Below are 18,948 nucleotides of genomic sequence, written 5' to 3'. Positions count from 1 at the left end.
TAGTAACATTGGAAATTTACAGCAGCGAAGAACAGCAGGTTGAAGCCATCAAACGCTTTTGGAATGACTACGGTAAGGCCATTTTGGGCGGCGTGGTAATTGGTTTAGCCGGTTTGTACGGCTGGCGCTATTTTCAGGCAGAGCAACGTGCACAAGCTGAGCAGGTCTCGGCACAGTACAGCCAGTTACTGGAGCAGCAGCAAGTTGAGGGCAGTGACTGGCTGGCCAGTGCCCAGGGATTTATCGATGCCCAAAGCGATACCAGTTATGCCGTTTTTGCTGCGCTGCTGGCCGCCCGCGAAGCAATCGACAGTCAGCAACTTTCGCTGGCCACTGAACATTTAAACTGGGTTATGCTTAACGCAGAGCAAGCGCCTATCCAGGCTATTGCCCAGTTACGGCTGGCACGGGTGCAACGTGAGCAAGGTAACTATGCTGATGCCCTGGCAACATTGCAACAGCCGGTACCTGCCAGCTTCGCAGCCCAGCAGGCTGAATTAAGAGGCGATGTTTTACAGTTAACCGGTGAGTTGGCGCAAGCGAAAGCAGCCTATTTGCAAGCGTTAGCCAGCAGTGAACAAAGCCAGCCGTTATTACAGGTAAAACTGGATGAATTGGCACATATTACAGCCAGTTAACAAGGGGTAGGCGTGAAATTATTTGGAAGAATTACGGCGGCTCTGGTCGTGGCGCTGGCGCTAACTGCCTGTTCCAGCAAGGAGAAGCTGGTGTTGCCGGACGTACAGAACAGTATTGACCCGGATAAAGTCTGGCAAAGCAAGGTGGGTAACGGAGTTGCTCATTACGAGTCAGGTTTAAAACCGGCTATTGTTGGCGACAAAGTGTATGCCGCAAGCCGAAATGGTATTGTGGTGGCTAAAAATCTCAGTAACGGGCGTACCTTATGGAGCTTTGATTTACGCAATGAAGGAGAATCCTCTTTGCTGGCCCGGTTTACTGGTGAAACCGCCCGCATCGCTGGTGGCGTCACCTTCGCCAATGGCAAATTGTACCTGGGTACGGAAGATGGTGAAGTCTTTGCCTTGAATGCGGCAAATGGCGAATTGTTATGGCGGGCTCCGGTGCAAGGTGAAGTTATTGCCAGCCCGGCAGTTGGCGAAGGTTTGGTTGTGATCGCGACGACTGCCGGCACCCTGGTCGCACTGGATGCAGACAACGGCGAGCAGCGTTGGTTGTTTGAAGATGAGCAGCCGCCGTTGACCATTCGTGGCGTCAGTGAGCCGGTCATTGAGGCCGGTGGCGTGATTTACGGTAGTGGTACAGGCCGGGTTGGGGTATTGATCGCTGAACGGGGCTATCAGGCCTGGGAAGAAGTTATTGCTGTGCCACAAGGCAGTACCGATTTATCCCGTTTGGTTGACGTTGACGCCAAGCCTATCGTTATTGCCGGTACCATATATACGATTGCCTACAATGGTGAGTTGGTTGCGATGGAACTGCGCAGTGGACGCCAGATCTGGAAACGTGACTATGCCAGTTTCCGTAATATGGCGGTTGCTGGCAATATTCTTTATCTGGTTGACTCTACCGGCGGCATTTACGCAGTAGACCGGCGTAACGGCAGTGAAGTCTGGGGCCAGCAGGGTTTACAGCGCCATTTTTTAACCGGACCGACGGTTTATAAAGAGTATCTGGTAGTCGGGGATGCTAAAGGTAATCTGCACTGGTTGAACCGTGAGACGGGTGAATTTGTTGCCCGGCAAAGCTTCGACAGTTCGGGTTTTTACCGCGAGGCGGTGGCAACTGATGACTATCTGTTAGTGACAAGCCGCAATGGTGAGCTAGTCTTATTACAAGTACCTTAACCGGTACTCTAGGCAAATAACTGAAGGAACAGGCCTGATTGGGCCTGTTTTCTTATTTTTGAGGTTGACTGAATGTTACCTGTAGTGGCCCTGGTGGGGCGCGCCAATGTCGGCAAATCCACACTGTTTAATCGCTTAACCCGCACCCGCGATGCTTTGGTTGCAGACTTTCCCGGTTTAACGCGGGATCGCAAATACGGCTCGGTCAATTTTGACGGCCTGGAGTTTATTGTGGTTGATACCGGTGGTATTGACGGTAATGAGCAGGGCATTGAGGTGGAAATGGCGGAGCAGTCACTTAAAGCCATTGCTGAGGCCGATGTGGTGCTGTTTATGGTAGACGCCCGGGCCGGTGCAACCGTCGGTGACAGCGCCATTGCAGCGCATATCCGCCGGGTGGAAAAGCCGGTATTTCTGGTAGCGAATAAAACCGATGGACTTGATGCTGACACCGCTATCGCCGATTTTTATAGTCTGGGAGTGGGGGAGGTATATCCGATAGCCGCTGCTCATGGTCGTGGTGTTTCAGCATTGTTGCAACATGCATTACTGCCATTTCTGGCGGATAAGGTTAATACCGTGGCCCAGGGCGAGGCTGCGGCTGCCGGTCCGGCGCTGGAAACCCTGACGGAAGAGCAGGCGGATGCAGAAGCCGCTAGGCTTCGCAGCGAACATATTAAGCTGGCAATTGTCGGCCGGCCCAATGTCGGTAAATCTACGCTGACTAACCGGATCCTCGGCGAAGAGCGCGTGGTGGTATTCGATATGCCCGGCACCACCCGTGACTCCGTATTTATTCCGATGCAGCGCAACGAGCGCAACTACACCCTGATTGACACAGCCGGGGTGCGCCGGCGCGGTAAAATTGATGACATGGTCGAAAAATTTTCAGTCATCAAAACCCTGCAGGCCATCGAAGAAGCAAACGTGGTGTTGCTGGTGCTGGACGCCCGTCAGGGCATTTCTGATCAGGACCTGAGTATTCTTGGCTTTGCCTTAAATGCCGGCCGCTCGCTGGTGATCGCCGTCAATAAATGGGATGGCCTTGATGACAGTATTAAAGATGAGGTGAAGCGCGAACTTGACCGCCGCTTAGGTTTTATTGATTTTGCCCGCTTGCATTTTATCTCGGCCCTGCATGGTTCAGGCGTCGGTAACTTATTTGAGTCCGTCGAAGAAGCGTTTGATTCCGCCACTAAGCGGGTCAGTACCTCACTGCTTACCCGCATTATGAAAATGGCGCAGGAAGATCACCAGCCGCCTATGGTGCATGGTCGCAGGGTAAAACTGAAATATGCCCATGCCGGTGGCTATAATCCACCGATTATTGTTATTCACGGTAATCAGGTAAAAGACTTACCGGATTCTTACAAACGCTATCTGATGAACTATTATCGTAAGGCGTTGCAAATGATGGGAACGCCGGTTCGGGTTGAGTTTCGTGAAGGGGAAAACCCCTTTACCCCAACCAAGAAAAATACCGAAACCGCGCTGCAGAAATACAAGCGTGAGCGGTTAATGAAAGCCCGCCAGAAAGTGGCAAAAAAAGATTAACAGCAAGGACTGACTGATGAAATTTCGTTTTCCGGTTATTGTAATTGATGAAGATTTCCGTTCAGAAAATATTTCCGGCTCAGGTATTCGTGACTTAGCCCAGGCCATTGGTAGTCATGGCTTTGAAGTGGTTGGCTACACCAGTTATGTTGATTTAACGGCCTTTGCCCAGCAGGCCAGCCGTGCCTCGTGCTTTATTTTATCAATAGACGATGAGGAATTTGGCAGTGGCAGCGATGCCGATGTTAACACCGCGCTGACCGAGCTTCGGGCCTTTGTTAAAGAAGTGCGTAAGCGCAATGCCGACATTCCGATATTTTTGTACGGTGAAACCCGCACCAGCCGGCATATTCCGAACGATGTGCTGCGTGAGCTGCATGGGTTTATTCATATGTTTGAAGATACACCGGAATTTGTCGCCCGCCACATTATCCGTGAAGCCCAGAAATATCTGGACGCGTTAGCGCCACCGTTTTTTAATGCGTTAATGGATTATGCCTCTGACGGCTCTTATTCCTGGCACTGCCCGGGCCACTCTGGTGGCGTGGCTTTTTTAAAGAGCCCGGTTGGCCAGATGTTTCATCAGTTCTTCGGCGAAAATATGCTGCGGGCCGATGTCTGTAATTCGGTTGATGAATTAGGCCAGTTATTAGATCACACCGGACCGGTGGCACAAAGCGAGCAAAACGCTGCCCGCATTTTTAATGCCGACCATTTGTTTTTTGTCACCAACGGTACCTCGACCTCGAATAAAATGGTCTGGCACTCCGTGGTGGCGCCGGGCGATATCGTAGTCGTCGACCGCAATTGCCATAAGTCGATTTTACACTCGATTATTATGACCGGGGCTATTCCGGTATTCTTAATGCCAACGCGTAACCATTACGGCATTATTGGCCCTATTCCGAAAGCGGAGTTTTCAGCCGAGGCCATTGCTAAAAAAATAGAAGCTAACCCCTTTGCCCGTAATGCTAAAAACAAAAAGCCGCGTATTTTAACGTTAACCCAGAGTACCTATGATGGTATTTTGTATAATGTCGAGGAAATCAAACAGCAGCTGGGATCAAGCATCGACACGCTGCATTTTGATGAAGCCTGGTTGCCACATGCCAGCTTTCACGATTTTTACAAAAATATGCATGCCATTGGTAAAGACCGCCCCCGCTCTGATGAAACCCTGGTATTTGCGACACAGTCTACCCATAAGTTACTGGCCGGCTTATCGCAGGCGTCGCAAATTCTGGTGCAAAACGCCACTAACCGTAATTTAGATACGCATCGCTTTAACGAGTCGTATTTAATGCACAGTTCCACCAGCCCACAGTATGCCATTATCGCCAGTTGTGATGTCGCTGCTGCGATGATGGAACCGCCGGGTGGCACTTCCCTGGTGGAAGAAAGTTTGTTTGAAGCGATGGATTTTCGCCGTGCCATGCGCAAAGTGGATGCCGAATTTGGGGATGACGACTGGTGGTTTAAAGTCTGGGGCCCTGAGAATTTGCCGGATGAAGGTATTGGCGAACGGGATAACTGGGTGTTGCACGCCACTGACAGCTGGCATGGTTTCGGGCCGATAGAGTCGGGTTTTAATATCCTTGACCCGATTAAAGCGACCATTATCACCCCGGGCCTGAATATGCTGGGGCAGTTTGACGAGCAGGGCATACCGGCTACCATCGTCAGTAAATATCTGGCTGAGCATGGCATCATTATTGAAAAAACCGGGCTCTACTCGTTCTTTATCATGTTTACCATCGGCATTACCAAAGGCCGCTGGAATTCAATGGTCACTGAGCTGCAGCAGTTTAAAGACGACTATGATCAGAACCTGCCGATGTGGCGGGTGATGCCCGAGTTTGTGGCTAAAAACCCGCGTTATGAAAAAGTGGGTCTGCGCGATCTGTGTCTGCAAATTCACAATATTTACCGGCAGTTCGACGTGGCGAAAGTGACTACTGAAATGTATCTGTCAACCATTGAAACGGCCATGACCCCGGCAGACGCCTGGGCTAAAATGGCGCACCGGGAAATTGAACGGGTATCGATTGACGATATTACCGGCCGGGTTACCGCCATGCTGGTAACACCCTACCCACCAGGTATACCGCTAATGGTGCCCGGTGAGCGCTTTAACCCGACTATTGTCAATTACCTGAAGTTTACCCGGGCCTTCAACGGCCAGTTCCCGGGCTTTGAAACCGACGTTCATGGTCTGGTACGGGAAACTATCGCCGGTGAGACGCAGTATTTTATCGATGTAGTAAAAGAGTAACCGCAACCAGTTACCGGGATTGGATAGCCAAAACTATGCAATCCCTTTCTCTGCTGTAGTAGTTCATATTTGCTAACAGTTTCCCGCTGTCTTTTTACGTAGCCTTTGCTAAGGTAAGAGCTTACCGGCAATGTGGGAACGGATTAATGAAAACTTGGCAAAAAGGGCTGTTTGCGGCAGGCGTATTCGGGTTGGCAATAGGGGTATTTATTGCGATACAGGCTACAGCGACCCCCCCACTGCAAAAAGATAAGTCAGGATCGCTGGCCCCGCTGGTCGTTACACAAACATTGCAGGCCCAGCCGCATCGTTTCGAGCTGCAACTCTGGGCAGAAGTGAAACCCAAAGAGAAAACCACCTTAACACCTGAAGTGTCGGGACGGGTTATCAATTTAGATCCGAACTTTATCGCCGGTGGCGTTGTTGCCAAAGGCACGGTGCTGGTACAACTGGATGATTCCGATTATCAGGTTGCCTTACTCAGCGCGCAGGCGGCCGTTGCCAGTGCCGAATCGGCGCTTTCACAGGAGCAGGCGCAAGCCCGGGTGGCAGAGCAGGAATTAAGGCATTTGTCCCGTGATCAAATAACCGCTCTGGCATTGCGCCAGCCTCAGCTGCTAAGTGCAGAAGCGGCGTTAAAATCGGCTCAGGCATCCCTGCAGAAAGCGCAACGTGATTTAGAGCGAACCCGAATTACCGCCCCTTACGATGCCCTGGTGGTCAATCGCAATATTGGCTTAGGGCAGGTGGTAAGCACTGGCACTGCGTTAGGCGAACTCTACAGCGTAGAGCAGGCAGAGTTGTATGTCCCTGTTGCCAGTTTCGATCTGGCTTATTTACCTGCAGAGCGCGCAGGTATACCGGCTCAGCTGAGAACTGATCAGTTTAGTCGCGAAGCTAAAGTGGTACGTGATTTGGGAGTGGTTGACAGCCAGACCCGAATGAGCCATCTGGTGGTGCAACTTGACGACCCTTATGCGGTGCGAAGCCAGCAACCGGTGATCCGGTTTGGCCAATATGTTGAAGTGCGTCTGGCCGGGCGGGTTGAAGATAAGCTTTACACCATTCCGCAAGACGCATTATCCGACGGTAAAGTCTGGCTGTTGCAACCGGATATGACCATGGCTCAGCAAGAGGTCGAAGTTATCCGCCAGATTGGTAAATCAGCTTATGTCAAAGCCGGGCTAACTGATGGTCAGCAGCTTATCTTAACGGTACCCAATTTCCCGCAGCCGGGTATGGTGGTGCGCACGGCACAAAGCGACAGTGAGCTGGTAAAAGCGGAGTAAATCATGCCTTATAATCCTGATAAAGGCATTATTGCCTGGTTTGCCCGTAACAGCGTTGCCGCTAATTTGCTGATGGTTTTTATTGTCGTTATGGGGCTGGTTACCTATGCCACCATGCAGCGGCAAATGTTTCCCTCAGTAGAAGTCAATTATATTCATGTTAATGCCACTTTTCGCGGCGCTGCGCCTCAGGAAATTGAAGAAGGCATCCTGATTAAAATTGAAGAAGCCCTGACCGATATTGAAGGTATTAAGCGTTATCGCAGCAATGCCTGGCGCGGTGGTGGCCGGGTCAGTATTGAGCTGGTGCCCGGCACCGATATTTCATCCCGGCTGGATCAGGTAAAACTGAAAATGGATGCCATCAGTACCTTCCCCAGCGCGATGGAGCCGCTAACAATTTATCAGGTGGAGTGGCGCCAGGACGCGGTAAATCTGGTGCTGACCGGAACTGAGGATCAACTGGCGCTAAAAGCAATGGGACGGCAAATCAAGAACGAATTGCTGCAACTGGAGAATATTAGTTTTGTTGATTTTGATGCAATGCCGGCCTGGGAAATAGGTATTGAAATTGAGCCGGCGACACTTGAGCGTTACAACATCAGTTTACAGGATATCAGCAGGGCGATTGCGCAGCATTCTGACAATGTATCTGCCGGGATGATCCGCGCTGACGCCGGCATGATTACCATCCGCTCTGAACAGCGGGCCTATCGGGCTGATGAATTTGCCGCGCTGCCCATAATAACCGGGCCGCAGGGCGAACAGATCCGGTTGGCTGATATCGCTAACATCTATGACGGTTTTGAAGAGCGTATTAACTATATGCGTTACGACGGCAAACCGGCAGCATTTATGGCAGTGAAAGCCTCAGCAACGCAGTCGTTGCCTGATGTTGCTGCCAGCGTACAACAATATGTTGAGTTTAAAAATAAGCAATTGCAGGGTGACTACCAGCTGCACAGCCTGGTCGATATGACATATTACCTGAATGGCCGTTTGAATATGATGTGGAGCAACCTGCTGCAGGGGGCGGTACTGGTGTTTTTAATGCTGATGCTGTTTTTACGCTTCAAAGTCGCTTTCTGGGTTATGCTCGGTTTACCCATTGCCTTTCTGGGGGCTATCTGGCTGATGCCTTTCGCCGGTGTCACTATCAATATTATCAGTTTATTCGCGTTTATTATGGTGCTCGGTATTGTCGTCGATGACGCTATTGTTATAGGCGAAAGTGCTTATCATGAAACTGAGCTGCAAGGCCATAGTATTGACAATATTATCCGCGGCGCGCAGCGGGTAGCCACCCCGGCAACCTTTGGTGTATTAACTACCATGGCGGTATTCGCTCCGTTTATGCTGGGCAATAGTATAGAGGCCAATGAATTTAAAGTTATTTCTATTGTGGTCGTGTGTTGTTTGTTTTTCAGCCTGGTTGAATCAAAACTGATATTGCCAGCTCATTTAGCGCATGCGAAATTAAAACCGGTGCCGGAAAATGGCTGGCGTATGCGTTTTAACAAGGGCTTTCAGAGCTTTATTGAAGGGCGCTATCAACCGTTTTTGCAAGCTTGCATGGCGCATCGTTATGCCACTTTGGGGGTGTTTTTTGGCATCCTGCTCAGCGGCTTTGGCTTAATTTCTGCCAACCATATCCGTACGGTAATGACCCCGCCTGTACCGCATGACTATCCGGAAATACGCTTCGAAATGCATCAGAACGCCTCTGAGCAGCAAAGCCTGGCGATTCTGCAACAGCTTGAGCAACTTGTTTATCAGCAGGAAACGTTGGTGTTAGAGCAAAGCGGCAAACCGATGATCAAACATGTGATGGCCTGGCTGAACAATCAGACCAGTGGTACCGTGTTAGTCACGCTGGTGGACGAAGAAGAGCGGCCTATTAAAGCCTTTGAACTGGGGCGCCGCTGGCGGGAAAGCTTACCTGAACTGGCCGGGGTGCGAACAATTCAGGTCAGGGATGATTTATTCAGTGGCGGCGAGCAGCGGGAACTGGGCTATCGTTTGTACGGTACCGACATAGATCAGCTAAACGCGGCCGGCCATGCGCTAATCAGCGAATTAAGCAATATACCCGGTGTTTATGACTTAGGCTCCAGCATCGATTCAGGCAGCAAAGAGCTTAACCTGGAATTAAAGCCGCTGGCCCATCAGCTGGGTTTAACACCTACCTGGCTGGCGCAGCAGGTGGGTTACAGTTTTTATGGTATAGAAGCGCAGCGAATGATCCGCGACGGTGATGAAGTGCGGGTTATGGTGCGGTATCCGAAAGAACAACGGCAACAGGTGGCGTCGCTTCAGCGCACCCGCCTGAAACTGCCCAGCGGAGACTTTGTGATGCTGGGTGATGTTGCTGATATTACCGAGTCACCCGGAATTTCACGGATTAACCGCGAGGCCGGTTTCAGAAATGTGCGGATTGAAGCCAGTGTTGATCAACAGCAGGTGACAACGTCTGAGGTAGTGAAGCTGGTAAAAACCGATATTATGCCAGATTTACTGGAACGGTTTCCCGGGGTTAAATCGGAACTGGGTGGGCAGATAGAAGAGCAGCAAAAACAACGCAACCAAATGTTGTTGTATATGATAGCCGGTTTGCTGTTGGTTTATATCCTGTTGGCGATTCCGCTGAAAAGCTACAGTCAGCCGGTGATCATTATGTCAGTGATCCCATTTGGCATGACAGGGGCATTATGGGCACACTTCTTCCTTGGCTTTGACTTGTCGCTGTTCTCCTTCTTCGGCATGATTGCCGCGGCTGGGGTAGTCATTAACGACAGTCTGGTGTTTACCGATTATGTTAACCAGGCCCGGGACAGAGGTTTATCATTAAGAGACAGTATTATCTCTGCCGGCAGTATGCGCTTTCGGGCTATCTTGTTAACGTCACTAACCACCTTCTTTGGCTTAGTGCCAATAATGTTTGAAACCAGCCTGCAAGCACAGTTTGTTATTCCAATGGCAATATCGCTGAGTTTTGCGGTGCTGTTCGCCACCTTAATTACGTTGATCCTGGTACCTTGCTTCTATCTGATCCTGGAAGATCTTAAAAACCTGTTTCGGCGGCGCAGGCAAAAAGTCTCGTTAAAACAGCAGGCAGAGGCCGGCCGCCCCTAATCGCGCGATGACACCCTTTGATTGCCACCGGTAAAAAATGCTTTAAGGTGGCAATATTTTCATAATACACGCATCGGCGTTACCGGCGTTCTGTCTTTTCAAGGGCGGGCTCCTGCTTTGCCCGCTCTGCAGCGCTTTAATGGATTTATCACCCTGCGGTTTGTTCTGTTCGTTCTGGTATGTTTATTGAATGCTGTTTTGCTATTAACGAAGCCGTGTTTTAACAGCACGAACCCACATTCTGACTGATGCCAGCAGGAGGTCAGCGTTATGACAGCAAACCTTGAACAGGGCGATATTTATTTTTTCTACCGCAGCAAAATTGACAGCGAACAGGTTAACAGCATTGATGATGTGCAACGCTTTTATCTGGTGATGGTGGCAGATAACGATGATAAGGCGCGGCTATTTGTTATCGGCAAAAAGCGCCTGCCAGACATCAGCGACGGCTCAGCCAAATCGACCCAAAGAGAATGGATGATGAATTACCTGACGGCCAGCCCAACAGAGATTGGCAACGAGCTTGGTCCGTTAGAATATGACACCTCAACCGAAGGCGAACGGCAACAGGGTGAAGCGATTCCGGCCGGCGCTGGCCGCTACGTGATATTTGAACACCATGACAGCACAAGGCTGGCCTACCGGCTGCATCAGCCTGATAAACCGGGCAAAGCTCAAAAAGAGCTTGGGATATTAGCCGAGGCCAGTTTTGTTATTTCGGTCAAAAACCCTGATATTGATGCCCCGGGTTTTCCCGATCAGAAACCTGACTATCCGCAACAGCTGAAAGAAAAATTTGCTGACAAACGCTGGATTGATATCAGCGATACCAGGCTGCTGGATTACGAAAATGCCCAATTGTTATTAATTGGGGCCCACGATGATTTGGCTGAAACCGAAGCTGACATCAGTGGCAAGCCTGCACTTTTTGACACTCTGGGATTAAAACCAAAAAACTGGCCCGGTGCCTCAATTGAAGACGGCAAGTTTACCACGCCTGACTTTAAGCTTGAGCCGAAAGAGCCACGTGGTGATCCCAGCAAGGGCGGCCGGCGTGGTGGTAAAGCAGCATTGGACAGTGCTTCCGCAGCCGGCATTGCAAAGGCGCTGAAAGGCATTGATTTTCCCAGAAATAAAGACGAAGTGGTGGAGTTTGCCGAAGAACATGATGCCAGTGATGACATTCTTGAGGTATTAAATGAGCTGCCTGAGCGTAAGTTCAAAACGATGGCCGATCTGGAAAAAGCAGTTGGGGAGGTAAGATAATATGGCTCAGTTTTCATGTGATATTTGCGATGCCACCTTTGAGCAGAAATCCAGGCTGGAGCGGCATATGCTGACGTCCCACCCAAAGCAGGCCATTTCTGCCGCCGATCTTGAAAAAGCCCTGAAAGGCATTGAGTTTCCGGCTTCCCGCGATGAGCTGTTAGACGCCATTGATAACAATGATGAGCGTGCCGGCGACATTGCTGAGATTATCAAGTCGCTGCCTGAGCAGCAATACCGTGACGCAGCAGAGGTTAGCAGGGCCTTTGGCGGTCTGCGCAGCCATCAGGAAAAACCGGACGATCAGCCCAGTAAAAAAGGCGGCGCCCGGGCGATGGAAGTGGCATCGGCAGCCAATATTGCCAGCGTTTTTGCCGGTATCGATTTTCCGGCCAGTGGCGATGAGCTTAAACAATTTGCCCGTGATAACGCCAATGATGAGCAAATGGCCATTATCAAGCAGTTCAGCGACAAGACCTATCACAGCATGAAAGACGTCGCCAAAGAATTTGGCCGGGTATCGTGATTAAGTCGCACAGAGAATAATGGTTATCTGCCGCCATTGCTCAGGAACCGCCATTCCGTGCTTTTTCTCTCAGCTCATCATAGTCACCTGAGAAGTCCAGCCGGACCAGCGCGGTGCATAGCTTTGCTAATTCGTTATTATCGCTGACCAGCTCTGCCAGTTGCTCGGCATCGTCTGCTAACTCTAATTTTCCGGCAGCTTTCAGCGCTTTTTTATCAGCAAAAGGTGCAATTTCTTGCCAGATTGCTTGCACTTCCCGCATAAAAATATCAACGCCGGTATCGCCTAAGCCTTTAAATTTCTTCAGCAGCTTGCGCTGCTGTTGCGGGTCGCGATCCGCTGCCTTACGTAGTTTACGTAAATCACCGTTGTAGTGTTCCTGCATGGCGTTTGCAACGTCACCCAACATCGTGGCTGTGCGCTCGTCAAAACGGGCGTAACCAGCGTCATTCAGGGTTTTTACCCGGTCCTTCCAGTTGCTCTTCGCCATTTTATCTGCGGTGGTCCAGCCGCTTTTTTTAAGCGCCCGCAGCGCATCTTTGGCTATATCGTTACTGATTCTGGCACTGAAAAGCACGCAGGCACATAACCACTGAAACAGCGGTGCCGGCGTACCCTTCTCCAGCTTGACAGACAGCTCCTGTGCGTAGGTTTCGCCATAGTTATCTAAAAGTGCCGTAACGATATCTTTTTTTGATACCTGACCTGTTGAGTCTGACATCCTCTGCAGTTCCGCTAGCTTACCGATTTACTAATTTTAGCAGCTCGCGCTCGATTGCAAATACATGCTCATCATGCTCATTCATTTGCCGCAGCGCCTCAGCCAGTTTTAGTAAGTATTCACTGTTAGGGCCACTGGGCCCTGTGCTTGCAGCAATATGAGCAGCGATTGCCTCGTCACTGGCCGGCCCCAGATAAGCGTCATTATCAGCGCCGGCTAAATACACCAGGCCCTCCTGCCGGCCCGGTTCGTCCAGCCAGTGCAGTTCAGTAAATACCCGCAGGTAACCATTTTTCTCACGGTGGTCCAGATGCTCAAAGGTATCAGGCGTAACCTGATAGGCCATACCGGCGCAGCGTTCGCCCGTTGCTTCTGTCAGCGTCAGCACCCGCCCCGGTGCCTCCGGCGTACCGCGATGATCATGCGAGCCCTGCCAGAAGCGGCGCTGCCAGCCATAAATACAAGCGGGCTTACGCTTGAGAAAAGGGAAATCAGCTTTATAAATTAACGAGCCATAGCCGAATAACCAGACCGATTGCAGGTGGTCCAGTGGCTGCCGCTTTTGGTTTATTGTGATGGTATTGTGGGACATGAGTTTTTGCCACTACCTGATGCAGATGCATTGTTATTAATCAGGCAGCATCTTATCAAGTTCCTGGCCGGCGACGAAATAATCAGCCGGTTACTGCTGGCAATCAAGACTAATTCTTATTTCAGACAAAAAATTTCCGCAATGAGCGTGCAATTAATAACTATTCGTATTACCATTGCCGCAAATAAAAACGGGTTGGCACCTCAACACCGGGACAGCAGAGATACTTTCCGGTCTGGCCGACATCAGCGATACCTCAGAATCATAAAAACGCAATTAAAGATGTGGAGAATGTAAATTGAAATTCAAACTAACGAGCATTGCTGCTGCGGTGATCTTAAGCAACACCGCCGTAGCTCAGGATATTAAGGACGTAGAAAGAATCGTTGTTGAAGGGCAATACCTGTCTATTAATGAATCAAATTCGGTAAAGACACCGACTCCGATCATTGACGTGCCGCAAAGCTTATCAATCATCACTGCCGAGCAAATCACTGAGCGCGGCTATACCAGTATCGGCGAGATTATTGACTACACCCCCGGCGTAAATACTTCACAGGGCGAGGGCCATCGCGATTCAGTAGTATTTCGCGGCGTCCGCTCAACCGCTGACTTTTATATTGATGGCAACCGTGACGATGTTCAGTACTACCGCGCTCTGTACAATATTGAGCAAGTGGAAATTTTGCGGGGGCCTAATGCGTTATTATTCGGGCGGGGCGGCACCGGCGGCATCTTAAACCGGGTATCGAAAAAAGCGCAGCTTGGTCAGGCATTTACCGGCTACAAAGGCCAGCTGAATACTTTTGGTGGTATCAATGCGGAAATTGACACTAATTTTGCTACCAGCGACACCTCTGCAGTGCGTATTAATGCGATGGTTGAACAACTTGATAATCATCGTGACTTCTACGATGGCGATCGTTACGGCTTTAACCCAACAGCAAGAATTGAATTAAGCTCAGATACCGCTGTCGATTTGTCTTATGAATATGTTGATCATCAGCGCTTTATTGACCGTGGTATTCCAACCGGCAGCGATGGCAAGCCAGTGGCCGCGTTAAAAGATATCGTGTTTGCCGATCCTGAAAATAATTATCATGAGCTACAGGCACATGTATTCAGAGCCGCGCTGGAACACCGTTTCACGGATACGATGAAGGGTAACCTCAGTGCCCATTATGGCGATTATGATAAGGTCTACTCTAATTTCTATGCCAGTGGCTATAATCAGAGCAATAATACCGTTCAGCTGGACGGTTATGTCGATAATACCTTACGGCAGAATCTGATCCTGTCAGGCAATCTTATCAGCGAATTTGACACAGGCCGGGTTGGCCATACTGTGATTGTTGGTACTGAATTTATCCAGACTGATTCTGATCAGAACCGTTTTAATCCGGTATTTGATTCCAACATGGATGACCGCGAGACATTTAATGTGCAGCGGCCATTAAATTTCCGTGCTTTAACCGGTCTTAATGCTGACGGCCAGGTTGTTACTGCCACCTTCAGCGATCTAAATGATGACACCCGGGTTAATCTGGATGTGTTTTCATTTTATCTGCAGGATGAAATAAAGCTGTCAGAAAAACTGCAACTGGTGCTGGGTGCCCGTTTTGACCGGTTTGACATCGAAGTCTTTAATGCCCTGCCGTCAGTGCAGGAAAACAGAACTCGTACCGATGAGCAAATCTCTCCCCGCGCCGGCGTTATTTATAAACCACAGCAGAACGTTTCTGTTTATGCCAGCTACAGTGAATCATTTCTGCCCCGCAGTGGTGAGCAGTATGCCGATATTAATGGCAGCAATAATCAGTTAGACCCTGATACGTTTAAAAACCAGGAATTGGGTATTAAATGGGATTTTGCCAAAGGGCTGAGCTTCACGGCGGCGTTGTTTGAAAATGAACAAAGCTCACCGCAGGTAGCGGATAACGATCCGGCGACCCTGGATGTGATTGACTCAGAAATTTCTGGTTTCGAGCTGCAGTTCAGTGGTCAGCTGACCAGCGACTGGTCAGTATCAGCAAATTACAGTTATATGGAAGGTGAAATTGTTAATCGCAGCGGCCCTACCGGCAACACCCCGGCTGAACTGCCTGAGAACACCTTTTCAGTCTGGAGCAGTTATCAGGTAAATGATGCGTTTGGTGTCGGTATTGGTGCCACTTACCAGGGTGAAAGCTTTATCAATAGCAGCAATAGCGCGGTGCTGCCAAGCTATACCCGGGTTGACGCCTATGCATACTATGATATTTCTCACAACCTTCGGTTGCAGCTGCATATTGAAAACCTGACAGACGAGCTGTACTTCCCGAATGCGCACTCGACGCATCAGGCAACAGTGGGCGCGCCTATTAACGCCATGCTGAGTCTGGTTGGATCGTTTTAATAACGTTTAACTGGCGTACTTTGCTAAAGGCCGGTATCAAATACCGGCCTTTTTCTATGATGTTTTTTGTCGTTTCATATAAACCTATCAGTAACCGCGGCTGCAACAGTCGCTGGGCCGGTTTTAGTTTCTGCAGAATGTTCAGGATGCTGAATCACTTCCTCATTATCATGATCGTTAAGCTTAGCCCGCAGAAATCAAAATGATGAACCTCAATTCAGCTTTTTTACCTCGGCATCAAAACCACCTTCTGCCAGTTTAATTGCTACCTTATCCCCGGCTTTTAGCTGGCGGCTGGAGGTTAGCACCTGTTGTTTGTCATCAAAGGTAATACTGTAACCGCGCGCTAAGGTTGCTAGCGGGCTTACGGTGTTTAGCTGGTTGCTTAAGCGGCCAAGGGTTTGCTGCTGCTGTTTTAGCTGCTGGCTGATACCGCGTTGCAGCCGTTGTTGTAGTTGTTGTAATTGTTCGTGCTGCTGCTTAATCGCTTTGGCTGGGGATAAGTGCTGCAGGCTTTGCTGTAAATACTGCTGCTGGCGTTTGGCATTACTAAGCTGCTGGCTAATCACCCGGTTCAAGCGCAGCTGCAGCTCGTCTAAGCGTTGTTGCTGTTGTTGTAAGCGCCGTTTTGGGTGCAGTGCTAACAGCCGTTGCTCCAGTTGCTTCAGGTCTGGCTTTAAGCGGTTTAACTGGCTACGCTGCGCTTGCACTAACGCGCTGTGCAGCCGGCGCAGACGCTCCAGTAAATGGCTTTGATCGGGCGATACCAGCTCTGCTGCAGCCGACGGGGTAGGGGCGCGCACATCGGCAACAAAGTCGGTTAGCGCAAAATCAATTTCATGGCCGACCGCACTGACAATCGGAATAGGGCACTGCGCCACAGCACGGGCCAGTTGCTCATCATTAAAACACCATAAATCTTCCAGCGAACCGCCGCCGCGGCCGATAATCAGTACATCCACTTCACTGCGCCGAATCGCGGTGCTCAGCATCTGCCGAAGCTGGCCGGCCGCCTGTTCGCCCTGGACCAGGCAGGGGTATATTATCACTTCAATAGCCGGCGCGCGGCGCCCTAATACACTGACAATATCGCGGATGGCCGCACCGGTGGGCGAGGTAATTACCCCGACCCGGTTAATATGCGCCGGCAGCGGCTTTTTGCGTGCTTCGTCAAATAACCCCTCGGCCTGCAAGCGGGCTTTTAACTGCTCGTATTGCTGCTTAAGCAAACCATCACCCGCCGGCTCGATCATTTCCGCTAACAGCTGATACTCACCGCGCGGCTCGTACACGCTGATCCTTGCCCGGATTAATACCTGCTGGCCGTTTTGCGGTTTTACCGAGGCATTGCGGTTAGCCTGTTTAAACATCGCTACCTTTACCTGCGCGGCCTGGTCTTTTAATGAAAAATACCAGTGGCCTGATGCGGCCTGCACGAAATTAGATACCTCGCCCACCAGCCACAACCGCTGAAACTGTAGCTCCAGAATCAGCCTGACTTCGCTGTTTAAACGGGAAACGGTATAAATATCGGGGTTTTGCATCATTAGCCTACAATTAACTGCTTTAATGCTAGTTTACGCCAAGGCCCACTGTTAACACAAAAAGAAAAAACTGATTGTTCTGTCGCCATAAATCCTTTAAAATTGCGCCGCAACATTCCCTATCTTTTCATCCTTCACAGCGAGATTGTTGCAATGCTCAGGATCAAGAAAGAAGCCCTTACCTTTGACGATGTGTTACTGGTACCGGCGCACTCTACCGTTTTACCCCATACTGCGGATTTACGCACTCAACTGACCAAAAGCATCACGCTGAATATTCCTATGGTATCGGCCTCTATGGACACGGTAACCGAAGCCCGCTTAGCGATTGCGCTGGCGCAGGAAGGTGGTCTGGGTTTTATTCATAAGAATATGACCATTGAAGAGCAGGCCGCTAATGTTCGTAAGGTGAAAAAGTTCGAAAGCGGTGTGGTCTCTGATCCGGTAACTGCCTCTGCCGGTATGACAGTGCGCGAAGTGCAGGCGTTGGCGCAGCAGCATGGCTTTTCCGGCTTTCCGGTACTGGATAAAGAGCAGAACCTGGTAGGTATTGTTACCGGCCGGGATATGAGCTTTGAAGCCGATTTGCAGGCCAAAGTCACCTCGGTAATGACCCCGCGCGAGCGGCTGGTTACTGTTAACGAAAATGCCCCGCGTGAACAGGCTTTTAAACTGATGCACGAGCACCGGATTGAAAAAGTGCTGGTGGTCGATGACAACTTTAAATTAAAAGGCCTGATTACTGTGCGCGACTACTATAAAGCCGCCAGTAAGCCCAATGCCTGTAAAGACGAATTAGGCCGGCTGCGGGTGGGCGCCGCTGTCGGTGTTGGTCCGGGCACCGACGAGCGCATCGCCGCCTTAGTGGAAGCCGGCGTCGATATTCTGTTAATTGACACCTCACATGGCCATTCACAGGGCGTTATCGACCGGGTGAAACAAACCCGCGCCCAATACCCCGATTTACAAATTGTCGCCGGTAACGTCGCTACGGCAGAAGGCGCTAAAGCGCTGGCCGATGCCGGTGCTAATGCTGTTAAAGTCGGCATTGGCCCGGGCTCAATTTGTACCACCCGGATTGTTACCGGTTGTGGCGTGCCGCAAATTACTGCCATTTCGGATGCGGTAGAAGGCGTGAAAGGCACTGACGTTTGCATTATCGCCGATGGTGGTATCCGTTTCTCCGGCGATGTGGCCAAAGCTCTGGTTGCCGGAGCGCACTGCGTCATGGTGGGCTCAATGTTTGCCGGAACCGAAGAAGCCCCGGGCGAAGTAGAGCTGTACCAGGGCCGTTACTATAAATCTTACCGTGGCATGGGCTCACTCGGTGCAATGGCGCAGCGTAACGGCTCGTCAGATCGTTATTTCCAGGGCAGTAACAATGCCGAGAAACTGGTTCCGGAAGGCATTGAGGGCCGCGTGGCCTACAAAGGCCCGATTGAAAATATTATTCATCAGCAAATGGGTGGCCTGCGCTCTGCCATGGGGTTAACCGGTAGCCCGGATATGACGACCCTGCGTACCAAACCAGAATTTGTCAAGGTTACCGCCGCCGGTATGGGTGAGTCGCACGTACATGATGTGCAGATTACCAAGGAAGCGCCTAACTACCGGTTAGGCTGACAACATTAAGTTTACGCGGCGGGCCTGGCCCGCCGCCTTATTTTGCAAAGGTTGTTATGAGCAAGAACATTCACCACCATCGTATTTTAATTCTGGATTTTGGTTCGCAGTACACCCAGCTTATCGCCCGCCGGGTGCGGGAAATTGGCGTCTATTGTGAATTATGGGCCTGGGATGTCAGTGACGAGCAAATTCGCGAATTTAACCC

The 18,948-nt window shown here is 50.4% G+C and carries 14 protein-coding genes; 11 read left to right on the top strand and 3 right to left on the bottom strand.

What is annotated here, in order from left to right; all coding sequences use genetic code 11:
* Positions 1–8 precede the first annotated feature (8 nt).
* The 8 genes from R3177_RS00065 to R3177_RS00030 all read left to right on the top strand — a co-directional run bounded on the left by R3177_RS00065 (position 9) and on the right by R3177_RS00030 (position 11,865).
* Complete coding sequence (locus tag R3177_RS00065; RefSeq protein WP_318968995.1) at positions 9–638, top strand: tetratricopeptide repeat protein; 630 nt, start codon at positions 9–11, stop codon at positions 636–638.
* A gap of 12 nt (positions 639–650) precedes the next feature.
* Entirely contained in the window at positions 651–1,826 is a 1,176-nt protein-coding gene (bamB, locus tag R3177_RS00060) for an outer membrane protein assembly factor BamB (protein WP_318968994.1), read from the top strand.
* 72 nt (positions 1,827–1,898) lie between these two features.
* Positions 1,899–3,380: a ribosome biogenesis GTPase Der gene (der, locus tag R3177_RS00055; RefSeq protein ID WP_318968993.1), complete on the top strand. Its 1,482-nt coding sequence runs from the start codon at positions 1,899–1,901 to the stop codon at positions 3,378–3,380.
* Positions 3,381–3,396: 16 nt separating this feature from the next.
* Positions 3,397–5,652, top strand: a complete 2,256-nt coding sequence (locus R3177_RS00050) for an arginine/lysine/ornithine decarboxylase (RefSeq protein WP_318968992.1) — start codon at positions 3,397–3,399, stop codon at positions 5,650–5,652.
* Between the two features lie 146 nt (positions 5,653–5,798).
* On the top strand, positions 5,799–6,941 hold the full coding sequence (locus R3177_RS00045) for an efflux RND transporter periplasmic adaptor subunit (protein WP_318968991.1): 1,143 nt from the start codon (positions 5,799–5,801) through the stop codon (positions 6,939–6,941).
* Positions 6,942–6,944: 3 nt separating this feature from the next.
* The gene (locus R3177_RS00040) at positions 6,945–10,073 is read left to right on the top strand and encodes an efflux RND transporter permease subunit (RefSeq protein ID WP_318968990.1); all 3,129 of its coding nucleotides are present in this window, start codon (positions 6,945–6,947) and stop codon (positions 10,071–10,073) included.
* A 270-nt stretch (positions 10,074–10,343) separates the two neighbouring features.
* The gene (locus R3177_RS00035; RefSeq protein ID WP_318968989.1) at positions 10,344–11,339 is read left to right on the top strand and encodes a DUF2795 domain-containing protein; all 996 of its coding nucleotides are present in this window, start codon (positions 10,344–10,346) and stop codon (positions 11,337–11,339) included.
* Position 11,340: 1 nt separating this feature from the next.
* The gene (locus tag R3177_RS00030) at positions 11,341–11,865 is read left to right on the top strand and encodes a DUF2795 domain-containing protein (RefSeq protein ID WP_318968988.1); all 525 of its coding nucleotides are present in this window, start codon (positions 11,341–11,343) and stop codon (positions 11,863–11,865) included.
* A gap of 40 nt (positions 11,866–11,905) precedes the next feature.
* On the opposite strand, the gene R3177_RS00025 is transcribed toward R3177_RS00030, so the two are convergent.
* Positions 11,906–12,586: a hypothetical protein gene (locus tag R3177_RS00025; RefSeq protein WP_318968987.1), complete on the bottom strand. Its 681-nt coding sequence runs from the start codon at positions 12,584–12,586 to the stop codon at positions 11,906–11,908.
* A 19-nt stretch (positions 12,587–12,605) separates the two neighbouring features.
* Complete coding sequence (locus R3177_RS00020) at positions 12,606–13,178, bottom strand: gamma-glutamylcyclotransferase (RefSeq protein ID WP_318968986.1); 573 nt, start codon at positions 13,176–13,178, stop codon at positions 12,606–12,608.
* A gap of 298 nt (positions 13,179–13,476) precedes the next feature.
* On the opposite strand from R3177_RS00020, the gene R3177_RS00015 reads away from it, so the two are divergent.
* Positions 13,477–15,573, top strand: coding sequence for a TonB-dependent siderophore receptor (locus tag R3177_RS00015; RefSeq protein WP_318968985.1), 2,097 nt, complete (start codon positions 13,477–13,479; stop codon positions 15,571–15,573).
* A 212-nt stretch (positions 15,574–15,785) separates the two neighbouring features.
* On the opposite strand, the gene xseA is transcribed toward R3177_RS00015, so the two are convergent.
* A complete protein-coding gene (xseA, locus tag R3177_RS00010) occupies positions 15,786–17,117 on the bottom strand; it encodes an exodeoxyribonuclease VII large subunit (RefSeq protein ID WP_413229049.1) in 1,332 nt (443 codons plus the stop codon).
* Positions 17,118–17,270: 153 nt separating this feature from the next.
* On the opposite strand from xseA, the gene guaB reads away from it, so the two are divergent.
* Positions 17,271–18,740 (top strand): IMP dehydrogenase, encoded by a 1,470-nt coding sequence (guaB, locus tag R3177_RS00005; RefSeq protein WP_318968983.1) that lies wholly within the window; start codon positions 17,271–17,273, stop codon positions 18,738–18,740.
* Between the two features lie 56 nt (positions 18,741–18,796).
* The coding region (locus R3177_RS14795; protein WP_413229048.1) for a glutamine amidotransferase-related protein at positions 18,797–18,948 on the top strand (152 nt) is incomplete at its 3' end.

The sequence above is a fragment of the Arsukibacterium sp. genome (genome assembly GCF_033722355.1).
In the GTDB taxonomy this organism is placed as follows: Bacteria; Pseudomonadota; Gammaproteobacteria; order Enterobacterales; family Alteromonadaceae; genus Alishewanella.
This window is presented reverse-complemented; position numbering and strand designations above follow the sequence as displayed.

Excerpts from the sequence above, each read along its gene's own strand:
- der (WP_318968993.1), top strand. The coding sequence starts at position 1,899 with ATGTTACCTGTAGTGGCCCTGGTGGGGCGCGCCAATGTCGGCAAATCC.
- R3177_RS00050 (WP_318968992.1), top strand. The coding sequence starts at position 3,397 with ATGAAATTTCGTTTTCCGGTTATTGTAATTGATGAAGATTTCCGTTCA.
- R3177_RS00045 (WP_318968991.1), top strand. The coding sequence starts at position 5,799 with ATGAAAACTTGGCAAAAAGGGCTGTTTGCGGCAGGCGTATTCGGGTTG.
- R3177_RS00040 (WP_318968990.1), top strand. The coding sequence starts at position 6,945 with ATGCCTTATAATCCTGATAAAGGCATTATTGCCTGGTTTGCCCGTAAC.
- R3177_RS00035 (WP_318968989.1), top strand. The coding sequence starts at position 10,344 with ATGACAGCAAACCTTGAACAGGGCGATATTTATTTTTTCTACCGCAGC.
- R3177_RS00030 (WP_318968988.1), top strand. The coding sequence starts at position 11,341 with ATGGCTCAGTTTTCATGTGATATTTGCGATGCCACCTTTGAGCAGAAA.
- R3177_RS00025 (WP_318968987.1), bottom strand. The coding sequence starts at position 12,586 with ATGTCAGACTCAACAGGTCAGGTATCAAAAAAAGATATCGTTACGGCA.
- R3177_RS00020 (WP_318968986.1), bottom strand. The coding sequence starts at position 13,178 with ATGTCCCACAATACCATCACAATAAACCAAAAGCGGCAGCCACTGGAC.
- xseA (WP_413229049.1), bottom strand. The coding sequence starts at position 17,117 with ATGCAAAACCCCGATATTTATACCGTTTCCCGTTTAAACAGCGAAGTC.
- guaB (WP_318968983.1), top strand. The coding sequence starts at position 17,271 with ATGCTCAGGATCAAGAAAGAAGCCCTTACCTTTGACGATGTGTTACTG.